At 67.5% G+C, this 16,206-nt stretch carries 15 protein-coding genes; 9 read left to right on the top strand and 6 right to left on the bottom strand.

Annotation, left to right across the window (positions count from 1 at the left end; all coding sequences use genetic code 11):
- Positions 1 to 131: 131 nt before the first annotated feature.
- Complete coding sequence (locus ABDZ36_RS07185; RefSeq protein WP_211311382.1) at positions 132 to 854, bottom strand: DUF7117 family protein; 723 nt, start codon at positions 852 to 854, stop codon at positions 132 to 134.
- Between the two features lie 87 nt (positions 855 to 941).
- Between ABDZ36_RS07185 and dhaK the strand changes: the two genes are divergently transcribed.
- The 4 genes from dhaK to ABDZ36_RS07165 all read left to right on the top strand — a co-directional run bounded on the left by dhaK (position 942) and on the right by ABDZ36_RS07165 (position 3,750).
- On the top strand, positions 942 to 1,937 hold the full coding sequence (gene dhaK, locus ABDZ36_RS07180; RefSeq protein WP_211311381.1) for a dihydroxyacetone kinase subunit DhaK: 996 nt from the start codon (positions 942 to 944) through the stop codon (positions 1,935 to 1,937).
- A complete protein-coding gene (gene dhaL / locus ABDZ36_RS07175; RefSeq protein ID WP_211311380.1) occupies positions 1,934 to 2,728 on the top strand; it encodes a dihydroxyacetone kinase subunit DhaL in 795 nt (264 codons plus the stop codon). The genes dhaK and dhaL overlap by 4 nt, the downstream gene beginning before the upstream one ends.
- Positions 2,729 to 3,109: a dihydroxyacetone kinase phosphoryl donor subunit DhaM gene (dhaM, locus tag ABDZ36_RS07170; protein ID WP_211311379.1), complete on the top strand. Its 381-nt coding sequence runs from the start codon at positions 2,729 to 2,731 to the stop codon at positions 3,107 to 3,109.
- 365 nt (positions 3,110 to 3,474) lie between these two features.
- Positions 3,475 to 3,750 (top strand): PadR family transcriptional regulator, encoded by a 276-nt coding sequence (locus ABDZ36_RS07165; RefSeq protein ID WP_211311378.1) that lies wholly within the window; start codon positions 3,475 to 3,477, stop codon positions 3,748 to 3,750.
- 18 nt (positions 3,751 to 3,768) lie between these two features.
- On the opposite strand, the gene ABDZ36_RS07160 is transcribed toward ABDZ36_RS07165, so the two are convergent.
- Positions 3,769 to 5,334 carry an SLC13 family permease gene (locus ABDZ36_RS07160; protein ID WP_211311377.1) on the bottom strand — a complete coding sequence of 522 codons (1,566 nt, stop codon included), beginning with the start codon at positions 5,332 to 5,334 and terminating at the stop codon, positions 3,769 to 3,771.
- Between the two features lie 58 nt (positions 5,335 to 5,392).
- Positions 5,393 to 5,629, bottom strand: coding sequence for a hypothetical protein (locus tag ABDZ36_RS07155; RefSeq protein WP_211311376.1), 237 nt, complete (start codon positions 5,627 to 5,629; stop codon positions 5,393 to 5,395).
- A 71-nt stretch (positions 5,630 to 5,700) separates the two neighbouring features.
- Here ABDZ36_RS07155 and ABDZ36_RS07150 point away from each other — a divergent pair, with 71 nt between their 5' ends.
- A complete protein-coding gene (locus ABDZ36_RS07150) occupies positions 5,701 to 5,964 on the top strand; it encodes a hypothetical protein (RefSeq protein ID WP_211311375.1) in 264 nt (87 codons plus the stop codon).
- Here ABDZ36_RS07150 and ABDZ36_RS07145 read toward each other — a convergent pair.
- Complete coding sequence (locus tag ABDZ36_RS07145; protein WP_211311374.1) at positions 5,961 to 7,124, bottom strand: AI-2E family transporter; 1,164 nt, start codon at positions 7,122 to 7,124, stop codon at positions 5,961 to 5,963. The two genes, ABDZ36_RS07150 and ABDZ36_RS07145, sit on opposite strands and share 4 nt — an antisense overlap.
- A 167-nt stretch (positions 7,125 to 7,291) precedes the next feature.
- Positions 7,292 to 7,618 (bottom strand): ribbon-helix-helix protein, encoded by a 327-nt coding sequence (locus ABDZ36_RS07140; RefSeq protein ID WP_211311373.1) that lies wholly within the window; start codon positions 7,616 to 7,618, stop codon positions 7,292 to 7,294.
- A 96-nt stretch (positions 7,619 to 7,714) separates the two neighbouring features.
- On the opposite strand from ABDZ36_RS07140, the gene ABDZ36_RS07135 reads away from it, so the two are divergent.
- The 3 genes from ABDZ36_RS07135 to ABDZ36_RS07125 all read left to right on the top strand — a co-directional run bounded on the left by ABDZ36_RS07135 (position 7,715) and on the right by ABDZ36_RS07125 (position 12,616).
- Complete coding sequence (locus ABDZ36_RS07135; RefSeq protein ID WP_211311372.1) at positions 7,715 to 8,668, top strand: HhH-GPD family protein; 954 nt, start codon at positions 7,715 to 7,717, stop codon at positions 8,666 to 8,668.
- Between the two features lie 102 nt (positions 8,669 to 8,770).
- Positions 8,771 to 10,909 carry a DHH family phosphoesterase gene (locus ABDZ36_RS07130; protein WP_211311371.1) on the top strand — a complete coding sequence of 713 codons (2,139 nt, stop codon included), beginning with the start codon at positions 8,771 to 8,773 and terminating at the stop codon, positions 10,907 to 10,909.
- A 48-nt stretch (positions 10,910 to 10,957) separates the two neighbouring features.
- On the top strand, positions 10,958 to 12,616 hold the full coding sequence (locus ABDZ36_RS07125) for a tRNA uridine(34) 5-carboxymethylaminomethyl modification radical SAM/GNAT enzyme Elp3 (RefSeq protein WP_211311370.1): 1,659 nt from the start codon (positions 10,958 to 10,960) through the stop codon (positions 12,614 to 12,616).
- A gap of 224 nt (positions 12,617 to 12,840) precedes the next feature.
- Here ABDZ36_RS07125 and ABDZ36_RS07120 read toward each other — a convergent pair whose 3' ends face one another.
- Positions 12,841 to 13,791: a ketopantoate reductase family protein gene (locus tag ABDZ36_RS07120; protein ID WP_211311369.1), complete on the bottom strand. Its 951-nt coding sequence runs from the start codon at positions 13,789 to 13,791 to the stop codon at positions 12,841 to 12,843.
- 162 nt (positions 13,792 to 13,953) lie between these two features.
- On the opposite strand from ABDZ36_RS07120, the gene rqcH reads away from it, so the two are divergent.
- Positions 13,954 to 16,152 carry a ribosome rescue protein RqcH gene (gene rqcH, locus ABDZ36_RS07115; RefSeq protein WP_211311368.1) on the top strand — a complete coding sequence of 733 codons (2,199 nt, stop codon included), beginning with the start codon at positions 13,954 to 13,956 and terminating at the stop codon, positions 16,150 to 16,152.
- Positions 16,153 to 16,206: the final 54 nt, after the last annotated feature.

Below are 16,206 nucleotides of genomic sequence, written 5' to 3'. Positions count from 1 at the left end.
GATGGCTGTCCGGGCGATGCATCCCGTATCGTATGTCACTATACCACACTGCACAAGTTGTGTTTGGGTACAAGAAACTTGCTGCTAATAGTATGTCTACACGGGCACGGTGAGGACGAAAAACCACCCAATCAGCCGTTTTTCAAGTCGTCGATGGCCTCGCGTGCTGCCACGACATCGGCCTCGTCGCCGTCCCGGGCGTACCGACCGACGGCGCGGGCGGCGTCGACGAGTCGATCGGCCGTGGCGGGTGAGACGTCGCCGTCGAGGGCGTGGATTCGCCGGATGTGGTCGTCGAGCGACGCGAGCAGGTCGTTCGCGGCCGGACGTTCGGGGTCGGTGTCGAGGAATCGCCGAACGTCGGTCCGGTAGTCCGCGACGGCGTCCGCGTAGCCGTTCCCGCGTGCGGCGCGCATCGAGTCGGGGACGTCGCTCGCATCCGGTCGCTCGCCGGCCGGCGCGCCGCGGAGGAGCGCGACGAAGTAGTAGGCTTCCGCCTCGGAGTGATCGAAGGCGCGCGCGAACGCCGCGGCGACGTAGCGGAGCTCCCACGCCGCAAGGATGGTGGTGTCAAGGTCGCGAAGTTCGCCGCCGCGGACGAAGCCGCGCTCGTGGGTGTAGTCGCGGACGGTGTCGCGTGCCTCGCGGGCGGCCGTCCGGTAGTCGTCGCGTCCCGCGGCGGCGACCGCGTCGTCGAGGGTGAGCGTCGCCGTTCCATCCGTGTGTTCGCGGCGCTCGTCCTCGGTCGCGACACTCCGGACGTTCCCGCACGCCGGGCAGGTGACACTCCCCGTCTCGTAGTACGACCACTGCGTCCCACAGGCCGTACACTCGCGTTCCCCGCGGATCTCCATACGTGGTGATGGACCGGCGCGCCGAAAAGCGTGTCCCGTTTCGCTACGAACGCTTTTGCCGACGGGAAGCGTACATACCGAACGACCATGAAGAAAATCGTCAACGAACCGACTGACTACGTCGACGAGATGCTCGATGGGATGGTCGCGGCGCATTCGGAGCTCCGACGACTCGACGGGACCGACGTAATCGTGCGCGCCGACGTCCCCACGGACGACGTGGCCGTGGTTAGCGGCGGCGGCAGCGGCCACGAGCCGACGCACGCGGGCTACGTCGGCGACGGGATGCTGGCCGGCGCGGCCGCGGGGGCGGTGTTCACGTCCCCGACCGCCGATCAGCTCGCGGAGATGATCCAGGCGGCCGACGGCGGCGCGGGCGTCCTCTGCGTCGTCAAGAACTACGAGGGCGACGTGATGAACTTCGACACCAGCGCGGAGATGGCGGAGCTAGAAGGGGTCGACGTCCGGCAGGTCGTCGTGGACGACGACGTCGCCGTCGAGGACTCCCTCTACACGAGCGGTCGCCGCGGCGTCTGCGGGACGATCCTCGTCCACAAGTGCGCGGGCGCGAAGGCCGCGGCCGGTGGCGACCTCGACGAGGTCGAACGCGTCGCGGAGAAAGTCGTCGAGAATGTCGGGACGATGGGCGTCGCGTTCACCTCCTGTGTCACGCCCGAGAAGGGCGAGCCGACCTTCGAACTCGCCGAGGACGAGATCGAGCTCGGGATCGGCATCCACGGCGAACCGGGCGTCGAACGTACCGAGACGATGGCGGCCGACGAGGTCGCCGACACCCTCCTCGACGCCGTCCTCGACGATCTCGACGTCGAGTCGGGCGAGGAGGTCGTCACGATCGTCAACGGGATGGGCGGCACGCCGCTTTCGGAACTCTACATCGTCCAGCGGCGCGTCGCCGAACGGCTCGACGCCGAGGGTATCGACGTCCACGACGCGTGGGTCGGCGACTACATGACCAGCCTCGACATGATGGGGTGTTCGGTGACGGTCTGTCGCGTCGACGACGAGCTGACCGAACTGCTCGACGCGCCCGCCGAGACGCCGGCGCTCACGGTGCGCGAATGAGCGAGGCGGACGACGTCGAGGCGCTGCTCGACGCGCTCGATCGGATCGGTGAGCGCCTCCACGACGAGCAGGCGTACCTCACCGAACTCGACTCGCGGATCGGCGACGCCGACCACGGCAACAACCTCGCACGCGGGATCAGTGCCGTCACCGAGAAGCGCGACGACCTCGCGGGGATGGCACTCAACGAAGCCGTCAAGACCGTCGGCACGACGCTCATCTCCGAAGTGGGCGGTGCGGCCGGCCCGCTCTACGGTGGGTCGATCATGTCCGCCGCACAGGAGCTCGACGGCGGGCTGGACGACGAGACGGCACTCGCCTTCGCGGAGGCGTATCGCGAGAAACTCACGGAGCGCGGGGGCGCACGCCCCGGCGACAAGACGATGGTGGACGCGGTAACGCCCGCGGTCCACACCTTCCAGCGGGCGGTCGAGGAGGACGATCTGGCCCTCGTCGACGCGCTCGCGAAGGCCGTCGACGCGGCCCGCCGTGGCGTCGCGTACACGGTCCCGTTGCGCGCCTCGAAGGGGCGGGCGTCCTATCTCGGCCTGCGTGCGGTCGGCCACCGTGATCCGGGCGCGACGAGCACGCTGTTCGTGCTCGAAGAACTGCTCGCGACCGCCGAGGCCCACGTCGGCGACGTATCCGTGACGGACGCGCACGCGGACGACGCGGTCGCCCACGACGGAACTGACGAAGCGGCGGATGACGGGGCCGCGATGGACAACGAGGCGGCGACAGACGACGGGGCCGCGATGGACGACGGGGCGGACGGAACGGGGGATGCGTAGATGGTCGGTCTCCTCGTCGTCTCACATAGCGAGAAGGCGGCCGCGGGGATCGTCGAGATCGCCGCGGAGATGGCGTCCGACGTGTCGCTCGTCGCGGTCGGCGGCGATCCGGACGGCGGTATCGGGACGGACGCGGACGCGATCGCCGCGGGGCTTGCGGAGGCGGACGACGGCGACGGCGTCGTGGTTCTCGTCGATCTCGGAAGCGCGACGATGAACGCCGAGCTCGCCGTCGAAATGGCTGACACGGAGGCGGTGCTCGCGGACGCCCCGGTGCTCGAAGGAACGGTCAACGCGGCGGTCCACGCGGCCGGATCGAAGGCGACCCTCGACTCGACCCTCGACGCTGCCGAAGAGGCACGCGGGATGACGAAACTGTGAGAGCGTTTCGGCGGACGGTGCGGCGGCTCTCGGTTAGTGCTGTCGCTCGTGTACTCGAAAGGGAGCGACGCAGAACGTCGCTCCACGGGAGAACGCAACGAAAGTGGTAGCGGCCGGTCGGGAACAGCCCGGTCGGCCGCTGCCGCCCTGAATTGGTCCCCGCTGACGCTTCGGCCCTCCAAAGCGAAGCGCCACCAGTAGTCAATATTCCCGCGCTAATAAGTGTGTCGTCGTCAGAACCTGTGGTTCTCGCCGCGTGGCGGCACGATCGGAAATAGGTCAGTATATGAGGACGTGGGTTCGGGCCGTCTAAGTACAGTAGAGTTATACAATAGGCGTACTAACTCCCGCCAGAGAAGACCAGTATGAATGACCTGACAGGATTTCAGCGAGACCTGCTGTACGTCATCGCCGGAGGGGAGGAACCGCACGGGTTGGCGCTCAAGGAAGAACTAGAGGAGTACTACGAGAACGAGGTCCACCACGGTCGGCTCTACCCGAACCTCGACACGCTCGTCGAGAAGGGGCTCGTCGATAAGGGCCAGCTCGACCAGCGGACGAACTACTACTCGCTCACTCGCCGCGGCCGGCGCGAACTCGAAGCGCGCCGGGAGTGGGAGAATCAGTACGTCGATTTCTGAAGGCGGTTCGGGGCCGTTCTACCAGAGGACGACCGGCCAGACGAACCGGAACAGCGCGTAGATGAGGACGGTCAGCACGCCCGTCATCACCAGGTTCAACACGACGCCCGCGCGCATCATGTGTTTTTGCTTCAGGTAGCCGCTGCCGAAGACGATGGCGTTGGGCGGTGTCGCCACGGGGAGCGCGAACGCAAAGGAGGCGGCGACCGCGCCGGAGACGGCGAGGAAGATTGCGGCCGCGTAGTCGGCGAGGCCGAGCGTCGCCGCGAGCACGCCACCAAGGCTGATGAGCACGGGGACGATGATCGTTGCCGTCGCCGTGTTCGACGTCATCTCCGTCAGGAAGATGACGAGGAGGACGACGACGGCGACGATGAGGACGATGGACTGGCCGGTCAGGGCGTTGAAGACGGATTCGGCGATCCACTTCGTCGCGCCAGTCTCCGCGAACCCGGCGGCCAACGAGAGGCCACCGCCGAACAGCAGGATGGTGCCCCAGTCGATGTCCTCCAGCTCCTCCCACTCCATCGTGTCGAAGAGGACGAGCGCGGGGATCGCGTAGAGGCCGACCATCACGTAGTAGAGGAGCCCCTGGTGGCCGCTCGTCGTGCCGAACAGCGTCTCGCCGGAGCCGCCGAAGATCGTCGTGTAGGTGACCGGACTCATGTACGGTTGGAGGAAGTCCCCGAGACCCCCAACGACCCACAGCAGGGCGGTCAAGGCGAAGATACTGGCGACGATCCGGCCCTCTCGGGGCAGGTCGCCTTCCTCGCGGAGGTATTTTCGGGCTTCCGCGCGCGCGCCGCTCACGTCGTCGACATCCGGCGGGAAGAGGACGTACGTGAGGACGAACCAGACGATCGGGAGCGTGACGATGACGATCGGGATGCCGATGAGCAGCCAGTCGAAGAACGTGATCTCGTAGCCGAGGAGCTGCTGGAGTTGGCCGGCGACGATGGCGTTGGGCGGCGTCCCGATGAGGGTGCCGACGCCACCGACGGACGCGGCGTACGCCGTCCCGAGCAGCATCGAGACCTGGATGTTCGTGAACTCGCCGTCGTCGTTCTGCTCCATCAGCTTCTCGCGGCCGATGACCTGGGTGAGGACGCCGACGGCGATTGGGGCCATCATCGCGGACGTCGCAGTGTTGGACACCCACATCGAGAAGAACGCCGTCGCGATCATCACCGCGGCGACGAGTTTACGGGGCGAGGAACCCATGGTCGCCATGAGCCAGAGCGCGACGCGCCGGTCGATGTCGTACTTCTGGAGCCCGTTCGCCAGCATGAAGCCGGCGATGAAGAGGAAGATGAGGTGGTCGGCGAACGGCGCGAGCGCGGCGTCGATGTCGCCGTACACGCCGAACGCGGTGAGCAACACGGGGATCGAGAGCGCGGTGACGGCGAGGGGAAGTGCGCCGCTCACCCAGAGGATCCCGGCGAACACCATCGTCGCGACGGCATACTGGCCGGCGATCGAGAGCCCTGCGGGGGTCGGTGCGAGCGCGACCAGCACAGTGGCGATCACCGCGATCCCGAAGACGGTGAACCGACCGCGTGCGGTCGAGACGTCTGGACGTATCATTGATACACACCCCCATTACGGACACCCCAGTTAATGAGTATCGGTGTGAGACTCCCGCTCAGAATTGGTGGACGATCACGCTGATCTGTTCGGTGTCGAGTTCCGCCGCGTAGAGGGCGAGAAGCACGCGCCGTCGCTCGTGGCTGAGCGAGCGCGATCCCGACTCCAGCATCGAGACGTGTGCCTGGCGCACCCCGTCGAGTTCGCGCTCGACAGCCCGCTGGTCGTAGCCCGCCGCGACCCGGAGCAACCTCCATGCCCGCGGGGAGATTGCCCCGGCGTCGACGTCGCACATATCGGGTGAGTACGACCGACCAGTATAAATCATCCGTCACGGCCAAACCGATCCCGGCCGTATCGCCGCGCGTGCACTCCCGTCTCGCGACCGCGATCGTCGGCCTCGTCGCCTCGCTCGCGCTCAGCGCCGTGGTCTACGCCGTTACCGACTGGTTCGTCTTCTTCATCGCGATCCCGTTCGTCCCGCTGCTCTTCCGTGGTCTCCGCGAGCGTGGCGGTGCGGACGAAAACGAGGAAGGACCGCCGGCGACGCGGACGTGTCCGGCGTGCGGGTTCGAAACGACCGACCCCGAGGTACGCTACTGCCCGCGCGACGGGACGGCGCTCGACTAGTCGTCGTCGCTCGCATCGCCTCGCACTACCTCGTCGAGCGAGGTCTGTACCGTTCCGGCGGTCGCCGTCGACGGGCCGACGGCCTCGGACTCGATCGGCACGCCCGCGAGGAGTTCCGGGAGGACAAGCCGAACGAAGTGAACGACGAGCACGAGGAGCATCGGCCCGAGGAAGATCCCGTACCACCCGAAGAGGAGCGGCCCGAAGATGTACGCGAGCATCACCATCCCGAGATGGAGGTTCCGCCCGGAGACGTACGGGCGCAACACGAGGTCGGGGACGACGTCGACGATCACGAACGACACGGCGACGTATAGCGCGGGGAACCAGAACGTCTCGGGGCCGGTGGTCGCCGCGCGGACGGAGAGGAGGAGGGCGACGGGGACGTAGACGAGTTTGATCCCGACGACGGGAATGAGGCTCGCCACGCCCGTGAGAACGCCGAGGAGCGCGGGGTAGGGGACGCCGACGCCGGCCGGCGCGACGTAGTCGAGGAGGCTGTACGAGATCGCGCCGATGATCGCGGTGATGACTGCGTTGAGGATGTTCCCGAAGAAGATGTTCGAGAAGTCCCCATCAACCCGCTTCGCGTACAGGTGGACGACGCCTTCCGCGTCGTCGAAGCGCCGGTGGAACCACGAGGCGAGGCGCGCGTCGTCGCGCAGCAGGTAGAACGCGATGATGAGCGTCACGAACGCGTGGAGCGCGATGCTCCCGAAGAACCCGAGATAGCCCTGTGCGGCACTAATCACCCCCCGAAGCGTCGCGAGCGCGTCTTCCGAGGCCAGGATGGACTGCGGGTCGCGGACGATGCTGGCGACGTCGACGTACGGCGCGAGCACGCGTTCCAGTTGCTGGAAGCTATCGGGGTGCGCGGCGATGTACGCGTTGAACTCCTGGAGCCCGATGGCAGTGGCGTACGCCAGCAGGAGGAGTGCTGGAAGCGCGAAGACGAGCAGGCTCACCATCGCTGCCAGCGTCGGTGGGCGGATGCGCTGGCGCAGACGACGGTAGACCGGCCGGACGGCGTAGTAGATGAAGACGCCGAAGACGAACGTCCCGATGAACGAGTGGACGACGTACGCGAGGACGCCCGCGAGGACGACGGCGATCACCCACCAGCCGAGCCGCGCGCGATCGACGTCCCACGTCGTGCTCATGTCGCCGACTCGGTGTGCCGGTCTCAAAAACCCATGTGCTCGGTAGTACCTCATCGTCCGATCGTCGTGCATCGCGGGATCGACGAGGAAAACGCCGAGGCCGTCGACGCGGCCGACGAGCGTGTGGACGAAGCGCGACACCGGCTGGAGCTCGCCGAAGGATGGGGCTAGTACTGATAGCGCCGCCCCTCATCCTCGTCCTGCGGGAACGTCTGCCCGCCGCCGGCCATCTCGTCGTAGCTCATCCCCGCGAGGTACTCGTCGTACGTCGCGTCGTACTCGCTTCGGAGGTTGAAGTCGAGTTTGCCGGTCTGGACGTAGGAGTCGAAGAGCGCGTGGATCGCGCGCCGGACGAGCTCATCGGGCTCCTCGGGGTCGAGGGCGGTGACGAGCATCGCGAGCTCGGTGCACGCTTCGCGATCGAGGTCGTAGTCGGCGTCCTTCAGCTCGCTGTTCGTGGCCTGCACGTTCTCGACGAGGTTGTCGAGGCTCATGGGGTGACCGTCGCGGAGGCGGCCGTTATCGGTTGTGACTTCGTTCCGCCGAGCGCGTGTCGCCAACCTGAAGCGCGCGCCGTCCGACGAACGGGTATGAGCGACGCGGACACGGCGGCCGACGAGGGCGGCGATGGCGACGACCCGCGGGACTGTCTCCCTGCGGACGTCGACGCCGTCCGCGACGCGCTCGTCTCGTGGTACGAGGACGATCATCGCTCGTTCCCGTGGCGCGAGACGACGGATGCCTACGAGATCCTCGTCTCCGAGGTGATGAGCCAGCAGACCCAACTCGGGCGCGTCGAGACGGCGTGGGACGAATTTCTGAATCGGTGGCCGACGGTCCACGATCTCGCGGCGGCCGAACGCGGCGACGTCGTCGGGTTCTGGACGGGCCACTCGCTGGGGTACAACAACCGCGCACGCTACCTCCACGAAGCCGCCCAACAGGTCGTTTCGGAGTACGACGGGGCGTTCCCCGAGGACCCCGACGAGCTCGAGGAGCTGATGGGCGTCGGCCCGTACACCGCGAACGCGGTCGCGTCGTTCGCGTTCAACAACGGGAACGCCGTCGTCGACACGAACGTGAAACGCGTGTTGTATCGTGCCTTCGACGTCCCGGACGACGACGAGGCCTTCGAGGTCGTCGCGGGGGCGCTCATGCCCGCGGGCGAGTCGCGGGTGTGGAACAACGCGATGATGGAGCTCGGCGGCGTCGCCTGCGAGAAGGTCCCCTCGTGTGACGAGGCGGGCTGTCCGTGGCGCGAGTGGTGTCACGCCTACGAGACGGGCGACTTTACCGCGCCTGACGTGCCCACACAGCCGAGCTTCGAGGGGAGTCGCCGGCAGATGCGCGGGCGGGTCGTAAAGGCGCTCTCGAATCACGACGCACTCGCGCTCGACGACCTCGGCCCGAAGGTGCGCGTCGACTACACGCCGGACGGCGAGAACGGACGAGAGTGGCTCCGCGGGCTCGTCGCGGACCTCGCAGACGACGGACTGGCCGAACTCGGCGATCGCGACGGCGAGACGGTGGCACGGCTCCGCTGAGGCGACGCGGCGTTCGTCGTGCACTGCTCGCACGGCACGCGGGCGCGAGCGGTGCGCGCGGTTTCGACAGTCGTTTAGGCGCGGGGGCCTTTTCACCGCTAAATGGGTTCGTGTATCATTTGCGGCGCCTCCACGGATGGGTACATCTGCGAGACACACGAGGAGGACGTCGTCTTCGAGTTCCGCGGTTCCACACCCGAACAGCTCACGCCCGGTCGGTTCTACCAAGGCAGCGTCGATGGCTTCGCCGAGTTCGGCGTCTTCGTCGACGTCGGCGAGAACGTCACCGGTCTGCTCCACAAGAGCGAGATCCCACAGCGCCTCGAGGCGCTCGACTGGGAGTCCGGCGACACAGTCTACGTCAAGGTCGAGGACGTCCACGGGAACGGCAACGTCGATCTGGCGTGGTCGATCCGCCAGTCCGAACGCGAGTTCCGCGGGCTACTCGTCGACGATCCGGACGCACCGACGAACGCCGAACTCCCCGACGAAGAGGACGAAGCGCCGCCCGCCGCGTCCGAGCCCGAGGCGGAGGCCGAAGAAGAAGCCGCCGAGAGCGCGAGTCGTGGCGAACGCGAGCCCGCGACCGACGAGCACGAGGCCGAGGCGGCCGCCGAGGAGAGCGACACGGCGGCCGGAGAAGCCGAGGAGGAAGCGACGACGGAAGAGGAAGCCGAGGAATCGGAGCCCGCAGAGCAGACCGAAGAGCCGACAGAGTCGACGGCGGAGGAGGCGGACCCCGACGAGGTCGTCCGTATCCCGATCGACGCCCTCGACGAGGAAGTCGGTGAGGTCGTCGCCGCCGAGGCCGAGGTCACGAGCGTTCGGCAGACATCCGGCCCGACCGTCTTCGAGCTGACCGACGAGACGGGGACCGTCGATGCCGCGGCGTTCGTCGAGGCTGGCGTGCGCGCCTACCCGGAGGTCGAATCCGGCGACATCGTCCGGCTTGTCGGCGAGGTCGAGCGCCACCACGGCGAACTCCAACTGGAGACGGAGGAGATCGAGGTGCTGACGGGCCCCGAAGCGGCGGCGGTCCACGAGCGCCGCGAGGCCCAAGTCACCGAACGCGCCACGCCGGATGACGAGACGCTGCTCGTGCAGGACGCCGAAGTCGACGTCGTGCACGACGATCTCGTCGAGGCCGCGACCGAGATCCGTCGTGCGATCATCGAATCGCGTCCGGTCATCGTCCGGCACACCGCTGACGTCGAAGGGTACGTCGGTGGGGCCGCGATCGAGCGCGCCGTGCTCCCGCTCGTCCGCGCCGAACACACTGCGAGCGACGCCGAGTACCACTACGTCGATCGCCGGCCGCTCGACGACGGCTTCTACACGCTCGACGACGCGACGAAGGACGTCACGTCGATGCTCCAGGCTGCTGACCGCCACGACGAGAAACACCCGCTGTTCGTCCTCGTCGGGACGGGGAGTACGCGCGAGTCCACGGACGGGCTCGGTCTCCTCGCACAGTACGACGCGCCGACGGTCGCCCTCGACGGCGGCTACGCGGACGGCGAGGCCGCGGACGCCGCGGGCGTCCTCGTCTCCCCGACGCAGCACGGCGAGTCCCCGGTTTCGACCGGCGTCCTCGCCACGCACCTCGCGGGGATCGTCAACGACGAGGTCCGCGACGACCTCGCGCACCTCCCCGCGGTGCCGTTCTGGGCGAACACACCGGACGTCTACATCGAACTCGCCGCCGAGGCCGGCTACGACCACGACACCGTCGAGAACGTTCGGGACGCACTCGCTCTGGAGGCCTTCTACCAGGCGTACGAGGACAAACGCGAGATCGTCACCGACCTCCTCTGGGACGAGGCCCACACCGGGCTCGTTGGTCACGTCGGCGAGCAGTTCCGCGAGAAGCTCGACACGGAGCTCAAGACGGCCCGCCCGCATCTCGAGGCGCACGACGCCGATGGCGTAACTGTCGAGGTCCTTGACGTCGATCAGTACACCCACCGCTACGACTTCCCGCCCGTGGCGCTCCTGCTCGACGCGCTCTACCGCGAGCGCGCCGAGGGCGACTACGTCCTCGTCGGCGCGAACAGCGACGAAATCCGCGTACGTGCGACAGGCGACGTCGACGTGCGCGCGGTCGGCGAGGCACTAACGGACGACCTCCCCGAGGCCGGCGTCGTCCCACGCGGTGCCGAGGACGGCCGCATCGAGTTCCTCAGTGGCGAACGCGACGCCGTCGTGGACGCCGCGGTCGACGAGCTCGTCGCGCAGTTCTGAAGGCGGCCAACGACACGCTTTTCGGGTACAACCCCCGTTTTGTAGGTAATGAGTAGCGAGGCCGAGCGCGGCGAAGACGCGGCGTTCGCGGCCGCCTGTGAGGACCTCGTCGCCCGGATCCTCGACGGCGAGGTCGGCGAGGACGACGTCGAGAGCGCGAAACTCGACGTCTGCGCGGAGCATTCGGTCGCACAGGTACCCAAACACACGGATCTGCTCGATCACGCGCCCGAGGGCCGCCGCGAGGAGTTGGAAGACGTCCTCCAGCGCAAGCCCGTCCGCACCGCCTCGGGCGTCGCGCCAGTCGCGGTGATGACGAGCCCCCACCTCTGCCCGCACGGTAAGTGCCTCTACTGTCCGGGCGGTCCCGCGAGCGAGTTCGGGAGCGCGCAGTCCTACACGGGCCACGAACCCGCGGCGGCGCGCGGCGAGCAGAACGACTACGACCCGTACGGCCAGGTGACGCTCCGGCTGAACCAGCTCCGCGAGATTGGCCACCCCGTCGACAAGGTGGAGCTCATCATCATGGGCGGGACGATGACGGCGCGCAGCCACGACTACCAGGAATGGTTCGTAAAGCGCTGTCTTGAGGCCCTGAACGACCACGACCTCGACGTCGAACCCGAGCCCGCACAGGGCGTCTCGTTCGCCCAAGACGACGAGGAATACGAGTTCAACTACCTCGAGGACGTCAAGGCCGAGAACGAGTTCGGGGACATCCGGAACATCGGGACGACGTTCGAGACGAAGCCGGACTGGTGCGATCCCGAACAGATCGACCGCATGCTCGATCTCGGCGGGACGAAGGTCGAGGTGGGCGTCCAGACGACCTACGAGCGCATCAACCGCGAGATGCACCGCGGACACGGGAACCAGGCGTCGATCGACGCGAACCGAAACCTCAGGAACGCGGCGTTCAAGGTCGGTTTCCACATGATGCCGGGCCAGCCCGGGATGACCGAGCGGATGGTCGAGGAGGACTTCCGCCAGCTCTTCGAGAGCCCGGAGTGGCGACCGGACTACCTGAAGATCTATCCGACGCTCGTCGTGCGCGGGACGCGTGTCTACGACCAGTGGCGGCGCGACGATTTCGACCCCTTGCAGAACGAGCAGGCCGCCGAACTCGTCGCGCGCGTGATGAAGGACCTTCCGCGCTACGTTCGCCTCCAGCGCGTCCAGCGCGACATTCCCGCGGACTTCATCGACGCGGGCGTCTGGAAGTCGAACCTCCGCCAGCTCGCCTGGCAGAAGATGGACGAGCACGGCTGGGAGTGCGACTGTATCCGCTGTCGCGAGGTCGGGATGAACGACGCGGAGCCCGAGGACGTCGAACTCGGGACGATCGAGTACGAGGCGTCCGGCGGGACGGAGCAGTTCATCTCCTTCGAGGACTTCGAGCAGGACCTGCTCGTGGGCTTCGCGCGCCTGCGCTTCCCGGGCGAGGTCGCGCGTCGCGAGCTCAAGGACGCCGCACTCCTCCGCGAACTCCACGTCTACGGGGACGCGGTGAGCGTCGGCGAGGCCAGCGGCGAGGGCGACCAGCAACACCGCGGCTACGGACAGCGGCTCATGGCCGAGGCCGAGGAGCGCGCCCGCGACGCCGGCTACGAGAAGCTCGCGGTCATCTCGGGGATCGGTGCGCGACAGTATTACAAGCGAAAGCTGGGCTACCACCAGGATGGGCCGTACGTCGTGAAGGAGTTGTAGGACCGCGACGCGCAGCGAGCGGACGTGAGGACGACCAACGGGAGGACGACGCGTTTTTGTCCGAGCTTTTACCAGGGCGCGAGCGATACGAGCGACCGCAGGAAAAGGTCGGACGTCGGCCGTACGTCGTGAAGGAGTTGTAGAGCCGCGACGTGCAGCGAGCGGACGCGAGGACGACCACCGGGAGGACGACGCGGCTCCGGCGTATCGATGGACGGATTCGCCTACGGCGCGGGCTCGTTCGCGTCGGCCTGCGGTCGGAGGATCGCGTTGATAGCTTCGACGGCGGGGACGTCGACGCCCTGCTCGTGTGCGCGGCGGACGGCGCTACCGTGGAGCGCGTCGAGTTCCATGCGTTTGCCGTGCGTGAGGTCGTAGTGGAGGCTGGAATAGCTGTCCTCGTTGTCCATCGACTCCATCGCGTCGAGCCACTTCGTCACCGGGTCCCAGCCGAAGCGGACGCCCTCGGCGTGCGCGACCGCGACGACCTCCTCGATGACGCGCCGGTAGAGCGCCCACGTCTCCTCGGTGTCGTTGATGACGCCGAACGGCTGGCGGGTGGCGGCGGTGAGGCCGGCCTGCGCGCAGATGAGCGCGAACTTGTCCCAAAGCGTCGCGTGGACGCTGTTGGTGTAGTCGGCGCTCATCCCCGTCGCGGCCTCGCAGGCGTCGTGGAAGTCGTCCGCGAGCGCCGGCCGCTCCGGTGGCTCGTCTTCGATATCGTGGTACTGCCCGAAGATAATGCGCGCTGGTCCGCCGGTGTGCTCGACGACGCCGGGCTCCTTGATCGTGCTGAAGATGTAGGTGACGCCGCCCCAGACGCGCTCGGTACCGACGACGTCGGCGAGGACGTCCTCGTTGTCGACGCCGTTCTGGAGGGAGAGCACCGCGGAGTCCGGACGGAGCATCGCGTCGAGCGACGCGGCAGCGTCCGCGGTGTCGAAGGACTTCACACAGAAGAGGACGAGGTCGACTTCGCCGACGGCCGCGGGATCGTCGGTCGCAGGGCAGTCGACCACGAAATCGCCGGCCACGCTCTCGACCGTGACGCCGTCCTCGCGGAGGGCTTGGAGGTGCTCGCCGCGCGCGATGAAGGTGACGTCGTGACCCTGTTGGGCGAGACGGCCGCCGTAGTACGCGCCGACGCCGCCCGCACCGTAGACTGCGATATCCATGCGCGATGTATCGACACGGGACGGCAAAGAGGTAGGGGCTCTCGCGTCCGCGGGGCGCTCGCGTGATGCGGTTCCGACGCGTCGGTCGTCTCTGACCGCTCCGTTCCGTAGTGCCGTGGGGATCACAGTACAAAAGAGTGGGACGCCCCTACAACCGATATCATGGACGAGAAGCGGGAACTGACGAGCGTCGACCTCGTCGCCCTCACCGCCGAGTTGAACGGCTATGCGGGCGCGGTGGTCGATAAGGCCTATCTCTACGGCGACGACCTCGTCCGCCTGAAGATGCGAGACTTCGACGAGGGCCGCGTGGAACTCCTCCTCGAGGTCGGGGACACGAAACGCGCGAACGTCGCGCGTCCCGAGCACGTGCCGAACGCACCCGGGCGGCCGCCGAACTTCGCAAAGATGCTTCGCAACCGCCTCTCCGGGGCGAACCTCCACGAGGTGCGCCAGCACGGCTTCGATCGCATCCTTGAGTTCGAGTTCCGCCGCGAGGACCAGGACACCACCATCGTCGCGGAGCTGTTCGGCGACGGCAACATCGCCGTCCTCGACCAGAACGGCGAGGTCGTCGACAGCCTCGAGACCGTGCGCCTGAAGTCCCGAACGGTCGCGCCGGGGAGCCAGTACGGCTTCCCGCAGTCGCGCGTGAACCCCCTCGAACTCGACTACGAGGGGTTCGCGGAGCGGATGCGCCAATCCGACACCGACCTCGTGCGGACGGTGGCGACCCAGCTCAACTTCGGCGGGCTCTACGGCGAGGAACTCTGTACGCGCGCCGGCGTCGAGAAGACGAAGGACATCGACGACGCCGACGAGTCGGATTTCGAGGCGCTCTACGAGGCGACCGAGCGTCTCCTCGACGACGTACAGGCCGGGCACACCGATCCCCGAGTCTACTACGAGCGCGCCGACGCGGATGGCGATGGGAAGGGCGAGGAGGCCGAGAGCAGTGAGCAGGCCGAGACGGGCGAGAACGAAGCGGAGACGGACGAGAGGGAGAAGGGCCGGCGCATCGACGTGACGCCGCTTCCCCTGGAGGAACGCGCCGACCTCCCCGCGGAGGCGTTCGACTCGTTCAACGCCGCCCTCGACGACTACTTCACGAACCTCGACACGGAGGTCGATGAGGGGTCGGAGGAGACGGCGAACAAGCCCGCCTTCGAGGAGGAGATCGCCAAGCGAAAGCGGATCATCGAACAGCAGGAGGGCGCGATCGAGAAATTCGAGGAGCAGGCCGAAGAAGAACGCGAGAAGGCCGAGCTGCTCTACGAGCGCTATGACCTCGTCGATGACGTGCTCTCGACGGTCCGAGAGGCTCTCGCGGCGGGCTACGGCTGGGACGACGTCGAGGAACGCTTCGCGGAGGGCAAAGAGCAGGGCATCGAGGCCGCCGAGCACGTCGTCGGCGTCGACCCGGAGAACGGTCTCGTGAAACTGCGCCTCGACGGCCACACGATCGGCCTCGACCCCGACGCGGGCGTCGAGAAGAACGCGGACGCCCTCTATCGGGAGGCAAAGCGCGTCCAGGAAAAGAAGGAGGGCGCGCTCGCAGCGATCGAGAACACCCGCGAGGAGCTCGAGGAGTGGAAAGGGCGTCGCGAGGAGTGGAGCGAGGAGGAGCACGGGGAAGAAGAACCCGAGGAGGAAGCGGAACCCGAGGACATCGACTGGCTCTCCCGCTCGTCGATCCCGGTGCGCAAGCAAGAGCAGTGGTACGATCGCTTCCGGTGGTTCCGCACGTCCGATGGGTTCCTCGTGATCGGCGGCCGGAACGCCGACCAGAACGAGGAGATCGTCGAAAAGTACATGGACGGCTACGACCGGTTCTTCCACGCGCAGGCCCACGGCGGGCCCGTGACGGTCCTCAAGACCTCCGCGCCGAGCGAGCCCTCCCAGGACATCGAGGTGCCCGATCGATCGCTCGAGGAGGCCGCGCAGTTCGCCGTCACCTACTCCTCGGTGTGGAAGGACGGCCGGGGCGCGGGCGATGCCTACATGGTGATGCCCGACCAGGTGTCGAAGACCGCCGAATCGGGCGAATACCTCTCGAAGGGCGGCTTCACGATCCGCGGCGACCGGACGTACTTCGAGAACACGCCCGTCAGCTGCGCGGTCGGTATCACCTGCGAGCCCTCAACGCGCGTCGTCGGCGGGCCGCCGTCGGCCATCGAGGGACAGGCGGAGACGACCGTCGACCTCGAACCCGGGAAGTTCGCGCAAGGCGACGCCGCAAAGCGGGTGTACCGGACGTTCCGCGAGCGCTTCGCCGACGAGTCGTTCGTCCGGAAGGTCGCCTCGCCCGACGAGATCCAGAAGTTCATGCCGCCGGATGGGAGCCGGATCGCCGACGAGTAGCGCGAACCGACGACGTCGCCGACACCGATCCCCTCCCGCGACGTTCGAGTAGCA

Source organism: Halarchaeum salinum (assembly GCF_039520965.1).
GTDB lineage: Archaea > Halobacteriota > Halobacteria > Halobacteriales > Halobacteriaceae > Halarchaeum > Halarchaeum salinum.
This window is presented reverse-complemented; position numbering and strand designations above follow the sequence as displayed.